This window comes from Saccharopolyspora spinosa NRRL 18395 (assembly GCF_000194155.1).
GTDB lineage: Bacteria > Actinomycetota > Actinomycetes > Mycobacteriales > Pseudonocardiaceae > Saccharopolyspora > Saccharopolyspora spinosa.
Map to the genome: position 1 here is coordinate 1,536,549 of NZ_GL877878.1, position 20,117 is coordinate 1,556,665.

The window sequence follows — 20,117 nt, forward strand, 5'->3', positions numbered from 1 at the left end:
CCTGGGCGACCATTCCGCGCAACCGGCCACAACGTGGGCGAATCGGGCGACATCAACGCGACGTACCCATGTCATACCGACAACATCAGCAATGTTGCTGATGATTCTGCGGGCCGGTTCTGATGATCTTTGTACGGCGCCTGCCGAGGGGAAGCGGGCCCGACATCGAAGGTGGAACACCGCATGAACCTCCTGCGCAGGTCCGTGCTGCGCGGCTGGGTCGCCGCACTTGTCGGCCTCGTCGCCGCGTCGGGAACGGCCGTGTCTGCGGTGCCCGCGGCGAGCGCGCGCCCCCACGCTTCGAGGACGGCTTCGGCCTCACCGTCGTCAGCGAGCCGGTCTGGGCGGACGACGCGGCGCGCACCTTCACGTTCACCGTGAAGTCCGGTGGCACGGCTGAAACACCCTTGACCACAGGAAATGCTCGTGATGGTGGTGCGCCGGCGAGCCGGCGCACCGATTGGAAGGCAGAAGACCGGGAATGATCGACGACTCCGGAACAGCGAATCTCGTTGACACGGCGTCCGCCGGTGTCCAGGAACTGGCGGGCGCCGCCACCTCCGTGCTGGACCAGGCCGGGCCGGCCGGCGCGCTGGCGCAGCCCGTCGTGAACGCGCTGCGCAACGTGTGGGAGGGATACTTCGGTTCGCCGATCCCGCCCGACGGCACGAACTGGAACGCCTACACCCACGAACAGCTCCACCAGATGCTGTGGGAGAACGCCGACGTCGGTGAGGTCAGCACGGTCGCCGCCGAATGGGGGCGGCACAGTACCGAGCTGACCGACCAAGCGGACTCGATGCGCCAGCAGCGGGGCGTCATGCAGTCGCACTGGAGCAGCGCGGCGGCGGACCTGGCGACGAACCGGCTCGGCGAGATCGGGGACCGGACCTCCGACATCGGCACCCGCGCGAGCACCGTCCAGCAAGCCACCCAGGACGCCGGCGACGCGCTCTCCGTCGCGCGCAACACGATGCCGCCGCCGCCCGGTGATCCGACCGGGATGGCCCTGTCCAGCGCCGCGGCCGGCGCCGGTGCGGGTGCGGTCATCGGGGGCATCATCGGTGCGGGCGCGGGCGGGATCGGCGCCGGCCCGGGCGCCTTGATGGGGGCCGCCATCGGTGCCGTAGCCGCCGGCGGCGGCAGCCTGTTCCTGGCCAACGTCGATGCCGCCCAGAAGAAGGCGGAGGCGGTGCACGTGATGCAGCGCTACGAGGCGAGCCTCCGCAACAGCAGCCGAGCGATCGCGCCGGCCGGGTCGATTGCGCCGGCCGGGTCGACCGTGGCCGAGACCTTCGGCACTGCACCGGCGCAAACCTCCGCGGCCGGATTCGGTGGCGGAGGTGCGGCGGGCGGCGGGGTGCCCTGGGGGAAGCTGGTCGGCGGCGCCGACCCGTTGGGCGCGGGACTGCGCGGCGGCGCACTCGGAGGTGCGCTGATGGCACCGGCCGGCGGCACGTCCGGTCTCGCCGGACGCGGCGCGGGCAGCGGAAGCATGATGCCGCACGGCGCGCGGCGCGGCGCGGAGGAAGAAGAAGACCAGGTGCACCAGAACCGCATGCCCACCGTCGACCAGAAGTTGTTCGCCGACGACAGGCCGGCCAGCGCCCCGGTCATCGGAATCTGAGCAGGACAGGAGTGAGAACCTTGACCTCCGAAGGAAACCCCGGGCGCGGCTACCAGGTCGCGCCGCAAGACCTCGCGTCGCAGGTCACGGCGTTGTCCGGGATCGGCGAGCGGACCAACGGCCTGGTGACGTCCGCCGGCGAGCTGGCCGGGCGGATGCCGATGCTCGGCACCGCGCCGCCCGCGCTGCACCTGGCGAATCGGCTGCGCGAGGCAGCCGGCGCCTCCGGGCTCACCGGTGAGATCAGCGCCGCCGACACCGAGCTGAACAGCTTCCACACCGCGCTGCAGGCGACCGTCACCGGATACCTCCAAACCGACGACGACAGCGCGCAGGCGCTGCGGAACACGGGCGGTGCCGCGAAATGACGGCCGCGACTACGCGCACTCCACGGCGCGAGACCCCCGAAGGAATCCACTTCGGACAGATCGAGCTCGACCTGATCGCCACCCACGTCGGCGTGCCCTTCCCGGTCCCGCTCCGCGTGCCGTCGTTCGGTCGGATCGCCGGTGAGCGCGAGGTGCTGCTCGCTGCGGCTGGGCAGACCCTCCAGGCCCGTGGTCTCGCCGACGAGGATGGACCGGCCGGTGCCGCGGCCGAGTTGGCCACGGCGCTGCGCGAGCACCGTGGCACCGTTTACCTCGTGCTGGTGGACGGCGACGGGGCGACCGCCATCGTGGCGATGGTCTACCGCTCCTGGGCGCTGATCTGCGAGCAACCGCTGGACAACGACCCGGCCAGCCCGGTTCGGATCCGCCGGGTGGTGGCGAACGCGCTGACCGACTCGCTGCTCGCGATGGTGCCCGATGTGGCGGCGGCCAGGTCGATGCCGATCTCGCTGCCCGAACGCGCGATCAGCACCGCGCCGGACCTGATCAGCGACGTGGCGGACGACGCGGCGAAAGAAAGGCTGCTGCGCGAGCTCGTTCGCGACTGCGGCGGTGATCCGGACGTGCTCGACCACCTCGCCGGGCTGCTCTCGTCGCTGACCGGTCGGGGCCAGCTCGGCGCGACGCGCCGGGACGGCGACGACAGCGTTCGTGCCGGTACCGAACTGTCCTGGCTGGACGGTCCGCGCGGGAGGGTGCGGGTCAACCCCGCCCGAAACGGCTGGATGAGCATCAACCCCTTGCGAAGGGACGACTTCCGGTTCGCGCTGGAGGACCTGGCCGGAATCGCACGCAGGCCGCGATAGCGCGAACTGTTCAGGACGAGTCGGAGGAAACACCGTGGATTCAGCAGCACAGTGGCTGGCGAGCTACGACCAGAAGCTCGTGCGGGCGGCGGCCAACGCCAAGGCCGCGAGCGAAACCCTGAGCCGGATGAGCGGCACCGCCACTTCCCCACGCGGCGAAGTTGCGGTGCAGGTCGGCCCCAGCGGAGCGCTGGAGGACATCCGGCTGACGCCGGCGGCCCGCGCGATGGAGGTCGAGCAGCTCGCGAAGCTCATCCTGGCCACCGCGCAGGAAGCGCAGCGCTCGGTCGGCTCCCAGGTCGTCGAGATCATGACCGATTACGTCGGCGACGGCCCCGCGCTTGACTTCGTCAAGCAGAACATGCCGCCCGCCACCGGGGTCGACGCAACGTCGGGTGCGCGCCCGACCGACAACGACGAGGACTACTTCGCGAACCCGCGGGTGATCGTCTGATGAGCGCACCCAACAACTTCCAGGTCGATCCGGCGCAGATCCGGGAGCACGCCAACACGGTCTCCGGTATCGCGGGCGGGCTTTCCTCCGCCGCCGGAGGCCTGCCGGGCGAACCGGCCGAGAACGCGCTCGGTACGTTCGTCCAGTTCCTCACGGCCGGGTTGGGCACCGCGATGACCCAGGCCACAGACGCCATCGCGCTGGCGGCGTCGGCTGTGGACGATGTAAGTGCAGCGCTCGTGCGGACCGCCGAGGACTACCAGCGCGCTGATGAGCACAACGCCGCTCTGCTGCTCGGGAAGGACTTGCGGTGACTACAGTTGCGACGAACCAGCCGGGTCTGGGGCAGTCGAGCATGTCCCAGGTCGTCGACGACCTGAAGTCGACCACGCAGGCGGTGCAGGGCAAGTCCTGGCTGTCCGGTGACTTCGGCGGTGCGAGCCCGGGGCTGCAGATCATCGCCTCGGTGCCCGACCCGCTGTCGGCGCTGTCCGGGGCCGGTTTCGGCTTCATCACGGAAGCCGTGTCGTTCCTGGCGGAACCGTTGCAGCAGCTGGCCGGTGACCCGAGTTCGGTCTCGTCGGGAGCCCAGGGCTTCCAGGCCGCCGGACAGGCCGTCTCCTCGATCTCCGACTCGTACCGGGAATCGGCCGGCTCGCAGACCAGCGGATGGTCGGGTGCTGCGGCTTCGGAGTACCTGAAGACCGGCGCGGAGCTGGTGGACGGAATCAACGGGCTCGGCCAGGCGAGCGTCGCGTTGGCCGAAGCGGCGGCCGGCGCGGGCGAGGCGGTCGCGAAGACGCTCCAAGAGGTCACGACCCTGGTCAACGAGGCGACCGCGAAGATCATCATGATCATCAACCAGGCCCTAGCCGCGGCCCAGGCAACCTTCGGCGCGAGCATCGCGGCCGCGATCCCGCAGGCCGTGCAGGTCGCCGTCGAATACGGCGGGCGGATCCTCGGGCACATGCAGAACCTGTTGTCCAGCAGCCAGAGCCTGATGACGCACGTCAACTCGACGGCACAGGCCGTGGCGAAGCTGACCGACAAGATCTCGCAGATCAGCGAGCGCTGCCAGGCGAGCACCGAAACGTCCGGGAAGCCGACGTCCGCGGCGGGATCGGGCGGGAGCCCTGGCCAGCCGTCGAGCGTGTCCGGCGTGGCGCAGCCCCAGGCGCTGCCCGACTCGGCAACGCCCCAGGCGTCCTTCACCGCAGCGGCCCAAGCGTCGTACGCGGGGGGTGCGTCCCCGTTGCCGCACCTGCCGTCGTCGCAGGCCCATGCACCGTCGCAGGTGCCCCAGGCGGGATCGACGGTACCCGGCTCGGCGTCGGCCCAGGCGTCCTACGGATCCCAGTCCCAAATGCCCTTCGGTGCGGCCCCGTTCCTGCCGCCCCGCACGGCGCAGTCCCAGGAAAGGGACAGTTCCGACCGACCGGGCGCTCGCGAGCAGCGTGAGTTCGAGGAGGGGAACTCCGACGAAAGGCGTTGACCTCGCAGGCACCACCGCTCGCCGGACTGCCTTGCCGGGGCTGTGAGTCTTTTTGGTTGCTTTGGCTGCCGGACAGACTCACTGCCCCGTGGCACACGCGCGTCATCCCATCAGCACGGCGACGAACAGCAGAGCGATGGCGATGATCCCGGTGACGACGATGATCAGCAGGTTCGGCTGCGGCGGAACTCAGCCACGACGCGGCGGCGGTGACTTCCATACCGTCCTTTCGAAGCAAGGACGGTATGGGTGTTCCGGTCGTGGGTGATGACTGCGGCGTGGTGCTCCGCGCCTTGAGCTAAGCCGACATGTCGGCCGCTACCGGCCGCTGCCAGGCATGCCAGGCGAGGCGGCAAAACGGCAGCACCATCAGCAGGTCGGCGATGTACGCGACCCAGTCGAGCCGGAGTACCCGGGCCAGCGGGAAGATGATCGCAGCAAGGCAGAGCAGGACCGCGACCCACCGCGGCGACATCCGGGTCCATCCGAGGATCGCGCCGAACGCCAGCAGGGCCAGCGGGAAGCTCGGCCCTGGCAGCCACAGCACGAACAGGCTCTGCGGCGGGTAGTCGTCCAGCGCGGCCAGGGATGCCCGGTCGCTGATGCCGAACACCCCCTCGAAGAAGCCCTGCAGCCCGAAGGCGATGCTCCCGAACATCCCGACCAGCAGCAGCAACAGCCACAGTCCGGCCAGGACGGGCACACGCTCCCGAAACCGCTCGTACTCGCCGATCAGCCCGTACACCCACGGCACCGTGGACAATGCGATCAGCATTCCGCCGGTCACCCCATAATGGCCGTCGACCCAGAAGAATGGCGATGCAGCGAAGATCACCGGTCCGAGGAAGAGCGCCACCGCCTGCAATCGCTGAACGAGCATAACCGCAGGCTAAGAGCGCTGCCGCCGCCCCGCAGCCGGAACAGCCCGCACACCACCTGCCACGGCCCGGCGCGCGACTGGCAGCTTTTCCGGACTAACTCACGGTTGAAAGTGGATCGGTGCCCGATGCGCCGACCGCGTTCCGAGCCCCCCTCGGCTTCCTCAGCCTTCAGCTTCAGCGAAATCGTTTGTGCCAGCGTCAATCGCAGCCTGGATGCGTTCCGCCTCTCGTCGGCAGGCGCGACGCCATCTCCCGAACACCCAAGCCCTGCCGGCGCAGCGTGGCGATCCGTTGCCGTTCCAGCTGCGACAGGAACCGGCTCAACCGAGCGTCCTCAGCCAAGGACACGGGCGGGGGTCCGCCGTTCTCCGCTCGCCACAAATACCCGGTCTTACGACCGATCCCCAACAGCTGACACGCCTCGACAGTGCCTACCCCACAGGCCAGCAGACGCCAGTACTCCGACTCAAGATCCAGTGCGCGCGCACGAGAATCAACGAGGGGTTGGGCTTTGACCGCCTGGGGGTTTGCGGCTCTACGCTCGGGTCAAGGGTCAGCTGGGGGCGGCAAGGCGAAACTCCAGAAGGCAGCGCTGGTCAGTCAGGTCGGTCACGGTGTCGAGGACCAGTCCGTGGGCCGAGGCGAGCGTACGAAACTCGTCGACCCGGCGTTCGCGACCGCCGAAGATCACGAGCATGGCCAGATCGAACTCCGTTTCGGCGCGTCGTCCGCCGACCGGTTCGATGACCAGAACGCGGCCGGTGGGGCGGACGGCCTCAACGCAGCGGCCAAGAATCCGGTTTGCGTGTTCATCGCCCCAATCGTGCAGGACGTCGCACAGCAAGTAGGCTTGCGCCCCTTCTGGAAGAGGGTCGAAGAAGCTACCCGCGGTCACTTGGGCTCGGTCCTCGACATGGTGCGCGCAGAAAGTGCGGCCGGCCTCGGTCGCGGTGGGTTCGAGGTCGACCAGGTGGCCGCGGACCCGAGGATGAGCGGCCAGAATCGCGGCGAGGAGGCTACCGTGACCGCCGCCGACGTCAACGATGGTGGCGAAGCGGTCCCAGTCGTAGCCGCCGACGATCTGCGGGATCTGTTCGCGGAATCGGTGCGTCATTTGCTGGTCGAACGACTCGCGCAGGCGAGGATATCGGGCTAGATGATTGATTCCGTGAAGATCATGTGAAGTGGGGCCGGGATGTGGACATGGGAGGAGGGCGTCCAAGATCAATGTGTGAGCAATGACCTAGACACCCTCCTGACCGCACTGTACGTGCTGGTCGACGACCATGTGGCGCCAGCCCGTACCGGCCGTGGTCGCCGACCCGAACTGACCGACAGCGAACTCGTGTGCCTGGCGGTGGCCCAGGTACTGCTGGGTTACCACAGCGAACGCCGCTGGATTCGGCATATCCACAGCACTCCGCAGTGGCGGGCGATGTTCCGCTTCCTGCCGAAACAGTCCGGCTATCACAAACGGCTCAAATCTGCGGAACCGTTGCTGTGCAAAACCATTCTCATACTGGCCTCGTGCTGCCCGTCCTGGTTCGACGATCTGTGGATCACCGATGCCACCCCCGTGCCCTGCGGCATGTCCCGGGAAACCGTCAAACGGTCCGATCTGGCCGGGCACGCCGGCTACGGCTACTGCGCCTCCCACTCCCGGTTCTACTGGGGCCTCAAGCTCTACCTCGTCTGCACCGGCGACGGCATGCCGATCATGTGGTGCCTGGCCCACCCCAAAATCGGCGAACGCCAGGTCCTCGCCGCGCTGCTCGACCACAACCACCCACTCATCCGAGACGGCCAAGTCCTCTTGGCAGACAAGGGATTCTCCGGCAAATCCTTCAAGGAACTCACCGAGGAAAAGGCTGTGCGTCTGCTGCGCCCGGACCGCAAGGACGAGACCTATCGCAACGGCAACCTCGGTGGCGTACGCCAGTGGATCGAGTCAGTCAACCAGACCCTCAAAGGCCAACTCGGCCTCGAACATCACGGAGGCCGCACCCCAGCCGGCGTATTCACCCGCGTCGCCCAACGCCTGCTCGCCATGGCAGCCGGCATCTGGCACAACTGGACCACCGGCGTGACCAGCAAACGATCACTCATTGCCTACGACCACTAACACCAACTTCACGGAATCAATCATCTAGGTCGGCCCAAAAATCCTGTCCGTAGCGGCGTGAGTAGCCCGCTTCGCCGGTCGTGATGCTGTGCAGGAGTTCGACGAACGCAAGCTCGCTGCGGCCGCCAGCCATGTCCAGGTGCAGGAAGTTGGTCAAGCCGTTGTCGGCGTCGCTGCAGAGCGTCGCTCCGTAGACAGTGGTCCGGTAGCTCGTGGATACACGCTCGACGATTCCGAGGGCCGCAAGATGACCCAAAAGGAGTTCGAGCGCCACCGGTGACACTTTGAGCTCGGTCGCGACTTGCTCAACGGCGGCGCCGTCACCACGCAGCCGGTCCGTCAGGCCCAGTGTTACTGCGACACGCAGAGCCATCGGTGTGGCCAAGCCTGCCAGGTTTCGAATTGCGGCAACGTTGAGGTCGTTCACAAAGGTCGAGGGTGGCATGCCTGTCAACCGAATATTGGCCTTTCTTCGGGACAGGACCCTTCACCGGCCAGCGAGCGGGAATTTCGTTCGCTGGGCGCTCAAGCGTGTCGCCGGGGCGATAGTCGATCTCGGCGAGCTGTCTCAACCCGGACTGCTATTGGCGCATTAGGTAGCGAGTTCGATCACCGGTAGAACCGTATGGTCGCGAGCAGCCACCCAATTCTACTTTCGGCCGGTCGAACAGTTCCTCAAACTCGGACAACCCGGTGTCGGTGACAGGTTTGCACTCGTTCTTCGGTCGCGCCTTTCGGCGATGATCGAGGAATTCTTGGTAATGGTGCACGGCATCCTCGTTGAACACGGACTCTGGCGACGTCAGGTATCAGATGTGTCTGAAGCCTTGGTTGGTCAGAGTGGTCTGAGGATCATGAGGACCTCGTCGCGGGTGTCGTCGATGGCGAGGCGGAGCGCGTTGGGCCAGCGGCCGACTTCGCGCCAGCCAAGCCGTCGGTAGAAGTCTTCGAGTCCGATGCCGCCTCGGGCTGCCAGGTGGAGCTGTTCGAGGCTCATTTCCTCGCGTGCGATCTGCCGAAGTCGTTGCATCATTGCGGATCCGAGCCCGTGGTCGCGGTGGGCGGGGTGGGTTTGGAGATGCCGGACGATGCCCCAGTGCTCGATAAGGGGGTTGAGATCGCGGTTGAGGGCCACCCATCCGGCGACAGCCCCGTCGAGCAGCGCGAGGAGCAGGCGGTTCTGGTGTGGATTCAGGCTGTCGATGAGTGCGTCGGCTACCGGGGCGACCTGGTGCGAATCAACCGGCGGGAATGGGAAGCCAACCGCACCGCCGTTGTTGGCCACCTCGATCCAGCAATCGATCAGTTGTCGCCTCAGTGTGGGTGTGATGGCGCCTGGATCGGTGAGCTGAAGCAGGTCGAGATCGCGTCGCGTGGGCATGCTGAGTCGACCTTCCCCGTTGTCGGATCACAGCTGATTCCGGCGGCTGATGTCGGCGGCGTAGTTGGCCTGGTCGCCGCTGCTGGCGCGTTGCCAGGCGACAGCGACGCTGATATGGATGCCGAGCATGCGTGCGAGGACGGCTGCGGGCAGGTCGGTGGCGAGCTGGAACAGCGCGATGGAGCGGCCCTGGCCAGGAGTCGGCGGACGCGGCTGGCCAGGAGTTGGCGGACGAGGCTGGCCATCGGTTCGGGAAGGCCTACCGGCTCATGTCTGAGGCGCAGCTGTACTGCCGTCTCATCGATGTCGACGTGGTCGAGGGTGAAGCGGCTGACCGTGGAAGGCCATTGGGCGTAGAGCAGGACGAGCAGTCCGGCGACGCGATCTTCGGGCTTGAGGGTGTCGTCGTGCAGCAGCCAGCGCGCTTGTTCCCACCTGCGGTCGGTGTCGACCAGGCGCTGCGGTCCGCCCCACTTGACCTCGGGAAGCCAATGCCGTTGTCACAGGACCTGCTGAGCACAGCGGTGCCGGTCGCGGACTGACGAACCTCGCATCGCCGGTCCCTGGGAACCACCTCTGGGATCCGGCGCTTGTCGTGCCCGTCAGGTGGGGACGCCCGCGGGATCCGGCCGAACCTCTCCTGCCTCGACCCCCGGCGGTGTCCAGGAAGACCTTGGGGGCCACCCGGTCGATGGCACCGCCCCGCCCGATGACCATGCCCGATGCGAAGTCGATGAGCCGCACCGCCTCCGCCTTCGGCAAGCTCGTCAGGTCCATCACCACAGGCACGCCTTGGCGGAAGTAATCACCGACGTGGTAAACGTCGTTGTAGTTCTGCGGGTGCAGCGTCTTGACCACGCCTCCAGTCTCGTCCGCAGACGGGCAATGTCAACAGCAACGCCCCCTGCTCCGGGCATCCACCGGTTTCCGATGCGGATTCCAAGCGCAAATCACCCCGACCGCAGCGGCTCCCGACTGCCTCGGCGATCATCCCTTTTCCGCGAAGTGTCCATTGTGCACCTCTCTGCCGCCGATGAGGCCCGCCTCGACGAGCCCGTCGCCAACGTACCAACAAGGTCGCTAAATTGAACCCACCGGTTCAATGTGGGCGTTCCTGTTCGCGATCTCGAACATGGCTCCCCGGCCAGAACCGCCGGATTCCCGCAACGCAAAACTACTGGTCAGACACCGTCAGGACCCTGTCCGAGCGGCCCGCTCCGGCCACCGACGTAATGCCGCCGATCCCCCACTTCCTCGACGCACTACCGGCCGAACCACTCAGCGCGGTCAACACGCGAGCCAGGATCGACGTGGTCGGCGAACCGTTCTCGTCGCATCGGCGGCCCCGCATCGCGGCCATCACCGACGAGTTGCTGGAAGCCCACCCGAGGTAGCGTTTTCTGGTCCGGTGCGCCGAATCCCGTTGGCGCACCGGCCAACAACCGCCGGCACGTTTCGGCGGCGGAGGCAGGCTGCCGCCCGGAAAACCGCTTCACGTGCGAGCAGCGCCGTGATTGCATGGGCTCCATGCTCTCCGTCGACCGGCTGCTCGCGTTCGCCGCCATGTCGCTCCTCCTGATCGTGATCCCCGGGCCCAGTGTGCTGTTCGTGGTCGGGCGGGCGCTGGCCCGAGGCCGCCGAGCCGCGCTGACCACGGTCGTGGGGAACACGCTCGGGGCTTACGTGCTCGTCGTGGCCGTAGCGCTCGGGGTCGGGTCCATCGTGGAGAGCTCGACCTTCGTGTTCACCGCGTTCAAGCTGGCAGGTGCCGCGTACCTGGTGTACCTGGGCGTCAAGGCGATCCGGCAGCGCAAGTCGCTGCCCGCCGCGTTCACCGGCAGCGGCCCCGCGCACGGCAGCCTGCGCACGTTGTGGGAGGGGTTCGCGGTCGGCGTGGCCAATCCCAAGACCATCGTGTTCTTCGCCGCCGTGCTACCGCAGTTCGTCGACCGCGACCAGGGGCACGTCGCGATCCAGATGCTGCTGCTCGGCCTGGTGTTCAACGTCATCGCGGTGGCTTCCGACAGTATCTGGGGACTCGCCGCGGCCACCGCGCGGAACTGGTTCGCCCGCTCACCGCAGCGACTCGCCATCGTCGGCGGGGTCGGCGGGCTGGCGATGATCGGCCTCGGCGTCACGGTCGCCGCAACGGGCCGCAAAGACTAGGCCCGGGCCTGCACGGGTTCGGTCTAGCAGATCAGTCCGGTTGGGCGGCCTGGATCACCGCTTGGATCGCTTGGGTTACCCGTTCGGCCGCTTGGTCCGGGTTCGGTTGGCCCGCGTCCAGCCAGGCGATGACCGCTTCGAGTGCGACCGCCGGCACCAGCAGTGCTGCCCAGTTGCGCCATGCGCCGTCCGGGATCGCCTCGGCGAGGTGGCGGTCGGCGATTTCGGTGGATGCGGTCCTGATCGTGTCGACGACTTCTCGGAACTCCGGCTCCCGGGCGGCGTGGCGGAACAGCAGCCGGAAGCCGTCGGGGTCGTCGGCCGCGGCTCGCAGCAGCGCCGGGATGGTGGTGTCGTCGAAGTCGTCGGCCCCGACCGCGTCGTCGAGCCGGGCGCAGGTGCGGTCGAGCACCGCCCGGTACAGGTCGGTCTTCGAGTCGAAATGCCGGTAGAGGAGCACGCGGGTGATGCCGGCTTCGGCCGCCACGTCGTCGAGACCGGTGGCGGTGTAGCCGCCGCGGGCGAAGGCGCACGTAGCCGCGGCGAGGATCTGCTCTCGCCGTTCGGCGCGCGGCAGGCGCCGCACCCGCTCCGGGGCTTTCGCCGCCACGTCAGCCGCGTCCTGGCCCTCGGTTGCCATCGCACTCCATCACTTGTTTACACACGAGTATACATCTACTGTTGTTTACACAGGGGTATACAACCGATTTCCACCACGTGGAGGTAACCGTGAGCACGCGGATCCAGCTGCCGTTCGACCAACGGAATCCGCTGGAGATCGCGCCGCTGCTGCGCGAACTGCAGTCCACCGGCACGATCCACGAGGTCTGCACCGCAGTGGGGCATCGGGCGTGGATGGTCACCGGTTACGCAGAGGTGCGGCGGCTGTTGGGGGACGAACGGCTCGGCCGTTCCCACCCCGATCCGGAGAACGCGTCACGCACCGGGGAATCCGCGCTGTTCGGCGGCCCGATGGGCGACTTCGACACCGAGCAGGCCGAGCACGCCCGGATGCGGTCGCTGCTCCAGCCGCACTTCTCCCCCAGGCGCATGCGCGCGCTGCGGACACGCGTCGAGGCGTTGACCGCGGAACTGCTCGACGACCTGGCCGCACAAGGTGCGCCGGCGGATCTGCACGCAGCGCTCGCGCTGCCGCTGCCGATCCTGGTGATATGCGAGTTGCTGGGCGTGCCGTACGAGGACCGGGACGCCTTCCGCTCCTGGACCCAGGCCGCAGCCGACATCCGGGACCGGAAGCACTCCGAGCAGGGGCTGGCCGACCTGTTCGAGTACGGACGCACCTTGGTCGCCCGCAAGCGACAGAACCCGGGCGACGACGTCATCTCCTGGCTGTGCGGCACCGCCGGGGTGACCGATGACGAGGCCGCCGGACTGTCTATGGCACTGCTGTTCGCCGGACACGAGACGACTGTCGTCCAGATCGGGCTCGGCGCGCTCCTGCTGCTGGCCAACCCGGAGCAGTGGCTGGCGCTGCTCGACGAACCCGGCTTGGTCGGTGGCGCCGTGGAGGAGATCCTGCGAGCACCTCGCGGAGACGGCGGGGGAATTCCCCGCTACGCCCGCACCGACATGGACATCGGTGGCACCACCGTCCACAAAGGAGATCTCGTCCTGCTCAGCAACGACGCGGCCAACCACGACGAAGCCGCGTTCGCCGAGCCGGAGCGCTTCGACATCGCCCGTGCCGGTGCGAGCCATCTGACCTTCGGGCACGGCCCGCGCTACTGCGTCGGTGCGCCGCTGGCCCGCATCGAGCTGCAGGCCGTGTTCTCCCAACTGGTTCCGCGGTTCCCGACGATGCGCCTGGCCGTGCCCCTCGACGAGGTGACAGTGCGCCGCGACACGCTCACCGGCGGGCTGACCGAGCTCCCGGTGACGTGGTGAGCTGGCGCGTCATCACCATCCGTACCCGGCGAGCGGCCACCCCGGCGTCGCCGTCACTTCGTTCCCGCTGACGGTCTGGTCGGCGGAATTGTTGGTGCTCTTGTCCCGGCTGCTGCTACTGCTGCTGCTCTCGCTGGCTTTCCCGTCACTGTTGGACGTGTGATTTCCGGTGTCGCCCGAGTGGCGCACCGCGACCAGGCTCGCCGTGCCGCTCGCGGCGGCGGATCCGGCGTCGACAGCTCCGAGTGTGAGGGGCAGTGCCAACGCGAGACCGGCCAGTGCTCGTACCGCTGTCCGCATTTAGATGTCCTCCTGGCTTCGTGCGCGGAGATGTGCTCCCTTTCCGGGATTCCCTTCAGAACCGGGAAATGCGGCGCTCCAGCCGAGGGTTGGATGTCGAACGCGCATGTTCGTTACCTAAGTCCCTTGTCCATTTCCGCGGATCGTGGATAGCCACCGGCTTCCCACAACACCGAGTTTTCTACGGCCGCGCCCACATTGCGCCAGGGAAAGACCCGGGCCCGCTCCCTGGCGATTCCCGGGGCGCGCCAACGAGGTTCGCGATTCAGCGCGGCGGCACGGACGTGCTCGGGAGCCGCAGGCGTTCCGGAGGAGTTGCGAATCGACGGGGCAACGCCTCTACCATCGGTCATGGCTATTTCCGGCAGCCGTGCCGGGGCCGGGCTACGCGGTCGGGACCGCGAATGCGACGTGTTGGATCGCCTGTTGGCGCGAGTCCGGACTGGGCAGAGTTCCGCGTTGGTGCTTCGCGGCGAGCCCGGCACTGGCAAGACGGCGTTGCTGGACTACGTGCGCGAGCGTGCATCGGGCTGCCACCTCGCCCAAGTCGTGGGTGTGGAGTCGGAGATGGAGCTCGCGTTCGCCGGTCTGCACCAGCTGTGCGCGCCGATGCTCGACCGACTGGATCGGCTGCCCGAACCGCAGCGGGACGCGCTGCGCGTCGCCTTCGGCCTGCACGAAGGCGGCGCTCCCGATCGGTTCTTGGTGGGTTTGGCGGTCTTGACGTTGCTCTCGGAGACTGCCGTCGAGCGGCCACTCGTCTGCCTCGTGGACGATGCGCAGTGGCTGGACCGGGCCTCGGTGCAGGCCATGACGTTCGCGGCGCGCCGCTTGCTGGCCGAACCCGTCGCAGTCGTTTTCGCCGTGCGCGAGCCCACCGACGACCACGAGCTGCGCGACCTGGCGGGACTCGTCATCACGGGGCTCGCCGATGCCGACGCGGCCCAGCTGCTGGCTTCGGTGATCCACGGGCGGCTGGACGAGCAGGTGCGGGACCGGATCATCGCCGAGACCCGGGGCAATCCGCTGGCCCTGCTGGAGTTGCCTCGGGCGTTCACCCCGGCCGAGCTGGCCGGCGGGTTCGGACTCCCCCGCCCCGGGCCCGTGGCCGGTTGCGTCGAGCAGTGCTTCACCCGCCGGCTCCAGTCCGTTCCGGCCGACACCCGGCGGCTGCTGCTGACCGCAGCCGCGGATCCCTCCGGCGACGCCGGCCTGCTCTGGCGGGCGGTCGCGCGGCTCGGGATCGCGGCCGATGCTGCGGCTCCAGCCGAGGCCGCCGGGCTGATCGAAATCGGTGCCCAGGTGCGTTTCCGGCATCCGCTGGTGCGTTCGGCCACCTACCGGTCGGCGCCACCACAGGAGCGCCAGCAGGTGCACCGCGCTCTTTCTGAGGTGACCGATCCGGAGGTGGAGCCCGACCGGCGAGCGTGGCACCGCGCCCGCGCGGCCCAGGGGCCGGACGAGGTGGTGGCCGGAGAGCTGGAACGCTCGGCCGACCGGGCGCAGAATCGCGGCGGCATCGCGGCGGCAGCCGCGTTCTTGGCGAAGGCGACCGAGCTGACGCCGCAGCCGGCTCGCAGAGGCGCGCGTGCACTGGCCGCCGCACAGACGAAGTTGGACGCCGGTGCTCCCGATGCATCCCTTGGGCTGCTGGCAATCGCGGAAGCGGCACCGCTCGACGAGCTCCAGCATGCACGCGCCGACTTGCTGCGCGCCGAAATCGCGCTCGCGGTCAACCGGGGCCGCAATGCTCCGCCGCTGTTGCTGAGGGCTGCCGAGCGCCTTGAACCGCTCGACGTCGCGCTGGCGCGCGAAACCTACCTCGAAGCGCTTGAGGCGGCGATCTTCACGGGCCGCATCGGCAACGGCGACGATGCACTGAGAGCTGCCGAGGCTGCCAGGCCCGCGCCACCCGCACCGCAGCCGCCGCGGCCGATAGACCTCATGCTGGACGGCCTGGCCGTGCGGTTCACCGAAGGTTTCGCCGCCGGAGCGCCGCAGTTGCAGCGCGCAGTGCAGGCGTTTCGCCTCAGCGATGCGCCCAGCGCGGAAGATCTGCGCTGGGGCGGGCTGGTGTGCCGCGTCGCCACGGATCTGTGCGACGACGAGGCGTGGCACGAGCTCGCCACGCGCGGACTCAGCCGCGCTCGCGACACCGGCGCGCTCACCGCGCTCGCTACCGCGCTCAGCTACTGCGCGGGCGCGCACGTGCATGCCGGCGAGCTCGACGTGGCGTCGGAGATGCTCGACGAGGCTGACGCGATCGCCCAGGCAGCTGGCAATGCGCCCCACCGCTACGCAGCGATGACGCTCACTGCGACCCGCGGCCGCGAAGGCCCGGCACTGGAGTTGATCGAGACCAGCGCGCGGGATGCCGACACCAGAGGTGAAGGCCGGGCGATCACAATGGCCGACTATGCGACCGCCCTGTTGTACAACGGCCTCGGTGACTACCAGACGGCGTTCGCCGCAGCCGAACGGGCCTGCCAGCGCGACCAGCTGAGCGTCTACTGGTGGGCACTGGCCGAGCTGGTCGAGGCGGGCGTCCGGAGTGGGCACCGCGACGTCGCCGCCGACGCGCTCCAGCGGCTTCAGGAGCGAACGGGCGCGTGCGGCACGGATTGGGCTTTCGGGACCGAGGCTCGTTCACGGGCGTTGCTGAGCGAGGGTGAGCAAGCCGAGGCGCTGTACCGGGAGGCCACGGAACGGCTCGCACGCAGCCGTGCCGCCGTACATCGTGCACGCGCCCATCTCCTGCACGGCGAATGGCTGCGCCGGGAGAACCGGAGGCTGGAAGCGCGTGAACAACTCCGTTACGCCCACGACATGTTCAGCCGCATCGGTGCCGAGGCGTTCGCCGAGCGCGCTCGCCGGGAACTCGTGGCCACCGGCGAAACCGTGCATCGGGTCACACCGCAGACGCTGGTGGTGCTGACCGCGCAGGAGGCGCAGATCGCCCGGTTGGCCCGCGACGGCCACACCAACCCGGAGATCGGCGCCCAGTTGTTCCTCAGCCCCCGCACCGTCGAATGGCACCTGCGCAAGGTGTTCACCAAGCTCGCCATCGGTTCACGCCGGGAACTCCGCCGAGCTCTGCCCAATGCGGCACTGGTCAACTCACCTGGCTAGCTGATCCGATCCGGGCCCGCCCGACGCTGTCGGACAAGCCCGAGTGCGTCCAATTAGGACGAAATCGGATCAGCCGACGTAGACGTCGAGCTGCATCCCCATTTGCCGGTGGTTGCCGACCGGGCACCAGAAATCGTACACGCCAGGACGCAATGCCACGGTGAGATCCGCCGCTTGGCCCGCCTGGACGACGGGAGTGCGCGCGTTCGTGACTCCTGGCCCGGCGATCTGCAGGGCGTGCGGAGCCTGCCCGTTGTTGACGGCCCGGAACGTGTATAGCCCCGGCGGCAGGAAAGCCGGCTGCAAGAGCCGGAAATCGACCATATTGACGACCACGAGGCGCGGCCCGCCGCCGCCCGCGTGCGCCGTCGGCGCCGGTGATGCCGCAGCCGACGCCCCGGTGCAGACGGCCGCGACCAACACGACCACGCCGAGCAGCACGCCCAGTAATGCTCGCCTCGTTCCGCTGGATTTCCTGCCGGAAGACCTGTTCTCGTTCGCTTTGATCAGCATTGCCGCCCCCACGACAAATTCGGCACCGGGCCGGAAAAGCGATAGCATCAAGAAAACCATTACCAATTACCAGCCCGGGTGTTCTGACGCTGCGTCCAGGGTAAATCCGCGGCCAGTCCGGTTGGTGCCGCATGTTCCAGATGTGCATGGAGGAACCGCAGTTGCGGGTCTTGCAGCCGCTGGTGGGCCCCTCCGATCGCCCCTGTGACGATCGCACGGCAAATCTAGGTATGGAACTCGGTAGTTCTTACGCCGTTTTCCGCCGCGACTTCGCGCATGGTGGATCGATCGTCCCCGAATCCCCGACGATCGAGGTCGACATGCCCCTGTTCAACGACCACCGACAACCCGACAACGCTGCCCGCCCGCGAAGCCCGGCATCTGGCGCGAGAACGAGGTCAGACCTCGGAGGCTCTCGCATGCTCGGCGATCCATGCAGCGACCTGGGCGCAGGACGCACCGCCGAGCTTGGCGAATATGTGTTCGACGTGGCTTTCCGCCATGCGCAACGCGATCACCAGCTCGGCCGCGATCCCCTACGTCTTGCCGACACCACCTACGCCGGTGAGCATCGCGAGCCGCGAGCGGGCCACCATCGACTTCGCTTCGGACAGTTCACGACTCCGTCCGACGAAGCTGGTCGTGTCAACGGGAATGTTTCCCGCCGCAGGTCACGACACGTTCGCCCCCGATCGGCGAAGATCACTGCGTGCCGCGTAGCAAGCCCCGACGGGGTTGCGCGTGCATTTCCGGCTGCGTATGCCACCGACTTCGCGAACTCCACCACGCGGCGAGCAGCGGTTGACAGTTCCCGTGCCAGGGCCGGACGTCGGCAGAACCTCTCCACGGGGGCATGATGCGAACTTCCGAATGCGAGTTGACCAATTCGTCCGCACAGTGGCAGCTGCTGCTGGATCGTGCCGCGTCCCCGATGGCCTTGCTCGACCCGTACGGTCACTTCGTGCACGTCAACGACGCGCTCTGCTCGGTGCTCGGGTACGGGCGGGACAGCCTGCTCAACCGTCCGCTCGCCGACTTCACAGTCGGAGAGGTTCGAGGTGACGGAGCGGTGGCCGATCGGCGCTTCAGGCGGTCCGACGCGACCACCTTGTGGATGCGCCAAAGCACATCGCCGATCCTCGATCCGGATGGCAAGCCGGATTTGCTGCTCACGCAGTTCCACGAGATCGCAGACCGCCCGGAGACCAACGTCCTCTGGTGCCGGGTGTTCGCCAACGCCCCCATCGGTATGGCGCTGCTGGACCTCGACGGCCGTTGGACCGACGTCAACGACGCGTGGTGCGACCTGCTCGGGTACAGCAGGCAGGAGATGCTGGGATTGCGCTACTCCGACGTCACCTACGCCCGGGACCAGGAGAACGGTTCGGCGGCGCTGGCAGACCTGGTCGAAGGCAAGCAGACCACCGTCAGCCTGAAGAAGCGCTACCGGCACCGGGATGGCCACCCGATCTGGGTGCTGGTCCGGACCAGCGTGGTCACCGGCCCCGACGAACGCCCGGCGTACCTGGTCAGCCAGTGCGAGGAGCTCAGCGAACGCTGCGTCTCCGACGCCCACCTCGCCCACCTCGCGCTGCACGACCCGCTGACCGGGCTGGCCAACCGGGCCCTGCTCGCCGACCGCCTGGCGCACGGCCTCGCAGAACTCGAACGGGACGGCGGCGTGGTCGCCGTGCTCGTCGCGGACCTCGACGAGCTGAAGCCGGTCAACGACACCTACGGGCACGCCGCAGGCGACCGGCTCCTCACCACTACCGCCGACGAGCTGCTGAACGCGGCTCGCCCAGGGGACACCGTGGCCCGGATCGGCGGCGACGAATTCGCCGTCATCAGCACGCATCCGGACGTCCGGGCGGCCGAGGAGTTCCGGGACCGCATCGCCCAGCGCCTGCGGATCGAACGCGAAACGCCCGACTACCGCTTGCGGATCCGGGCCAGCGTCGGGCTGGCCACGACCACCGATCCGGCCACCCCGCCGCAGGTGCTCCTGCACGAGGCCGACCGGGACATGTACCGGCGCAAGCACGGGATGCGCAGCAGCGCGGGGGAAGCCCCCAGTTGCCCGAGCTGCCACTCCCGGGAGCTGCGCGCAACCGCCCGATGAAGTACCGCAAGCCGCTCCGCGGGCTCGGTGATCAGTGCGCGAACGCCGTTCCCCCGGTTCGGACGCGGTCGACCTCCGGCCGGTACAGCATCAGCACCGCGGCATCGCCGATCCACACCGCGAACACCACGCCGGTGACCGCGGCGGCGACCATGACGAACGGACCGGTCAGGAAGAAGGCCGTGACACCAGCGATCAACCCGATCAGCGCCACTACGAAGCCAAACCACCCGACCCACGGAGCGAGCAGCTCGCGGCGCACCATTGCGGCCCCGGTCGTCGAGGCGAACAACGCCACCAGCAGGCCGACCGGACCGAGCGACAGCCGGTGCAACTCCGAGAGCACGAACACCGACGACTGGCTCGCGGTCGTCACGTCCCGGGTCATCGAGGCCAGCGCGATCACCGGGAGCATGCTCAGCATCGTCGTCGTCGACAGCACGACACCCGCGGCGAACACCACCGGCGAGAACGCCTCAGCGCCGCCCTCGGCACGCTGCAACAGGTGGCGCAGGTGCCCGACGAACCACAGGAACACCACGGCCGCGAGCGTCCCGAACAGAGCTGCCAGTGACACAGTCACCCGGTTCGCGGCCACGTAGAAGAAGGTCAGGACCGGTTCTTCACCGGTCGGTGCGGACGGGTTGAGGAACAAGCTGGCCAGCAGCAACACCGCCGCCGCCAAACCGCTCGCCGCTCCTACGCGCTCCCATGCACGTTCGTTCATCGCAGCCTCCTCGGGTCGGATACCGCAAGCCACCGGGTTACCCGCATGGCGAGGTGAAACCACCACCGGACGCACCTGCTCGCCGTCCGGGAAGAACCGGCGA

Annotated in this window: 21 protein-coding genes and 1 pseudogene; 13 read left to right on the forward strand and 9 right to left on the reverse strand. The window is 68.2% G+C overall.

What is annotated here, in order from left to right; translation table 11 throughout:
* Window positions 1–481 precede the first annotated feature (481 nt).
* From SSPN_RS56520 to SSPN_RS48700, 6 genes are read left to right on the forward strand one after another with little or no spacing between them, the layout of a single operon-like run.
* Entirely contained in the window at window positions 482–1,627 is a 1,146-nt protein-coding gene (locus SSPN_RS56520; RefSeq protein WP_010693411.1) for a WXG100 family type VII secretion target, read from the forward strand.
* Between the two features lie 11 nt (window positions 1,628–1,638).
* On the forward strand, window positions 1,639–1,995 hold the full coding sequence (locus SSPN_RS0107835; protein WP_420187476.1) for a hypothetical protein: 357 nt from the start codon (window positions 1,639–1,641) through the stop codon (window positions 1,993–1,995).
* On the forward strand, window positions 1,992–2,822 hold the full coding sequence (locus SSPN_RS0107840) for an ESX secretion-associated protein EspG (protein ID WP_010693413.1): 831 nt from the start codon (window positions 1,992–1,994) through the stop codon (window positions 2,820–2,822). Before SSPN_RS0107835 ends, SSPN_RS0107840 begins: the two co-directional genes overlap by 4 nt.
* A 34-nt stretch (window positions 2,823–2,856) precedes the next feature.
* Entirely contained in the window at window positions 2,857–3,276 is a 420-nt protein-coding gene (locus SSPN_RS0107845) for a YbaB/EbfC family nucleoid-associated protein (protein ID WP_010693414.1), read from the forward strand.
* Window positions 3,276–3,590: a type VII secretion target gene (locus SSPN_RS0107850; RefSeq protein ID WP_010693415.1), complete on the forward strand. Its 315-nt coding sequence runs from the start codon at window positions 3,276–3,278 to the stop codon at window positions 3,588–3,590. Before SSPN_RS0107845 ends, SSPN_RS0107850 begins: the two co-directional genes overlap by 1 nt.
* Complete coding sequence (locus SSPN_RS48700; RefSeq protein ID WP_143539625.1) at window positions 3,587–4,768, forward strand: hypothetical protein; 1,182 nt, start codon at window positions 3,587–3,589, stop codon at window positions 4,766–4,768. Before SSPN_RS0107850 ends, SSPN_RS48700 begins: the two co-directional genes overlap by 4 nt.
* A 298-nt stretch (window positions 4,769–5,066) precedes the next feature.
* Here the strand turns inward: SSPN_RS48700 and SSPN_RS0107860 are convergent, their stop codons facing one another.
* Both SSPN_RS0107860 and SSPN_RS42930 read right to left on the reverse strand, forming a co-directional pair.
* On the reverse strand, window positions 5,067–5,648 hold the full coding sequence (locus SSPN_RS0107860; protein WP_010693417.1) for a hypothetical protein: 582 nt from the start codon (window positions 5,646–5,648) through the stop codon (window positions 5,067–5,069).
* A 554-nt stretch (window positions 5,649–6,202) separates the two neighbouring features.
* On the reverse strand, window positions 6,203–6,877 hold the full coding sequence (locus SSPN_RS42930; protein ID WP_337466319.1) for a methyltransferase: 675 nt from the start codon (window positions 6,875–6,877) through the stop codon (window positions 6,203–6,205).
* Window positions 6,878–6,880: 3 nt separating this feature from the next.
* Between SSPN_RS42930 and SSPN_RS0107870 the strand changes: the two genes are divergently transcribed.
* Entirely contained in the window at window positions 6,881–7,771 is an 891-nt protein-coding gene (locus SSPN_RS0107870) for an IS982 family transposase (RefSeq protein ID WP_010311571.1), read from the forward strand.
* A gap of 16 nt (window positions 7,772–7,787) precedes the next feature.
* Here the strand turns inward: SSPN_RS0107870 and SSPN_RS42935 are convergent, their stop codons facing one another.
* Together SSPN_RS42935 and SSPN_RS0107880 are read right to left on the reverse strand one after the other, a co-directional pair.
* Window positions 7,788–8,216 carry a methyltransferase family protein gene (locus tag SSPN_RS42935; RefSeq protein ID WP_143539624.1) on the reverse strand — a complete coding sequence of 143 codons (429 nt, stop codon included), beginning with the start codon at window positions 8,214–8,216 and terminating at the stop codon, window positions 7,788–7,790.
* 390 nt (window positions 8,217–8,606) lie between these two features.
* Window positions 8,607–9,152: a GNAT family N-acetyltransferase gene (locus tag SSPN_RS0107880; protein ID WP_010693420.1), complete on the reverse strand. Its 546-nt coding sequence runs from the start codon at window positions 9,150–9,152 to the stop codon at window positions 8,607–8,609.
* A gap of 269 nt (window positions 9,153–9,421) precedes the next feature.
* On the opposite strand from SSPN_RS0107880, the gene SSPN_RS59460 reads away from it, so the two are divergent.
* Window positions 9,422–9,694 (forward strand): hypothetical protein, encoded by a 273-nt coding sequence (locus SSPN_RS59460; RefSeq protein WP_143539623.1) that lies wholly within the window; start codon window positions 9,422–9,424, stop codon window positions 9,692–9,694.
* A 133-nt stretch (window positions 9,695–9,827) separates the two neighbouring features.
* On the opposite strand, the pseudogene sepF reads toward SSPN_RS59460, so the two are convergent.
* Window positions 9,828–10,010, reverse strand: a pseudogene (gene sepF / locus SSPN_RS62495) (cell division protein SepF); the annotation flags it as partial.
* A 374-nt stretch (window positions 10,011–10,384) separates the two neighbouring features.
* On the opposite strand from sepF, the gene SSPN_RS56525 reads away from it, so the two are divergent.
* Both SSPN_RS56525 and SSPN_RS0107905 read left to right on the forward strand, forming a co-directional pair.
* Window positions 10,385–10,546, forward strand: coding sequence for a hypothetical protein (locus SSPN_RS56525; protein WP_010693423.1), 162 nt, complete (start codon window positions 10,385–10,387; stop codon window positions 10,544–10,546).
* Window positions 10,547–10,679: 133 nt separating this feature from the next.
* Window positions 10,680–11,318, forward strand: coding sequence for a LysE family translocator (locus SSPN_RS0107905; RefSeq protein WP_044573604.1), 639 nt, complete (start codon window positions 10,680–10,682; stop codon window positions 11,316–11,318).
* Between the two features lie 31 nt (window positions 11,319–11,349).
* Here the strand turns inward: SSPN_RS0107905 and SSPN_RS0107910 are convergent, their stop codons facing one another.
* Window positions 11,350–11,958 carry a TetR/AcrR family transcriptional regulator gene (locus SSPN_RS0107910; RefSeq protein WP_010693425.1) on the reverse strand — a complete coding sequence of 203 codons (609 nt, stop codon included), beginning with the start codon at window positions 11,956–11,958 and terminating at the stop codon, window positions 11,350–11,352.
* 89 nt (window positions 11,959–12,047) lie between these two features.
* Here SSPN_RS0107910 and SSPN_RS0107915 point away from each other — a divergent pair, with 89 nt between their 5' ends.
* Entirely contained in the window at window positions 12,048–13,223 is a 1,176-nt protein-coding gene (locus tag SSPN_RS0107915) for a cytochrome P450 (protein ID WP_202798803.1), read from the forward strand.
* Between the two features lie 12 nt (window positions 13,224–13,235).
* Here SSPN_RS0107915 and SSPN_RS0107920 read toward each other — a convergent pair whose 3' ends face one another.
* The gene (locus tag SSPN_RS0107920) at window positions 13,236–13,523 is read right to left on the reverse strand and encodes a hypothetical protein (protein WP_010693427.1); all 288 of its coding nucleotides are present in this window, start codon (window positions 13,521–13,523) and stop codon (window positions 13,236–13,238) included.
* 351 nt (window positions 13,524–13,874) lie between these two features.
* Between SSPN_RS0107920 and SSPN_RS0107925 the strand changes: the two genes are divergently transcribed.
* On the forward strand, window positions 13,875–16,652 hold the full coding sequence (locus SSPN_RS0107925; protein ID WP_029535086.1) for a helix-turn-helix transcriptional regulator: 2,778 nt from the start codon (window positions 13,875–13,877) through the stop codon (window positions 16,650–16,652).
* A gap of 69 nt (window positions 16,653–16,721) precedes the next feature.
* Here SSPN_RS0107925 and SSPN_RS0107930 read toward each other — a convergent pair whose 3' ends face one another.
* Window positions 16,722–17,225, reverse strand: coding sequence for a cupredoxin domain-containing protein (locus SSPN_RS0107930; protein ID WP_237710483.1), 504 nt, complete (start codon window positions 17,223–17,225; stop codon window positions 16,722–16,724).
* 817 nt (window positions 17,226–18,042) lie between these two features.
* Between SSPN_RS0107930 and SSPN_RS0107940 the strand changes: the two genes are divergently transcribed.
* Entirely contained in the window at window positions 18,043–19,287 is a 1,245-nt protein-coding gene (locus SSPN_RS0107940) for a diguanylate cyclase domain-containing protein (RefSeq protein ID WP_237710484.1), read from the forward strand.
* A 31-nt stretch (window positions 19,288–19,318) separates the two neighbouring features.
* On the opposite strand, the gene SSPN_RS0107945 is transcribed toward SSPN_RS0107940, so the two are convergent.
* Window positions 19,319–20,014: a hypothetical protein gene (locus tag SSPN_RS0107945; RefSeq protein WP_010693432.1), complete on the reverse strand. Its 696-nt coding sequence runs from the start codon at window positions 20,012–20,014 to the stop codon at window positions 19,319–19,321.
* Window positions 20,015–20,117: the final 103 nt, after the last annotated feature.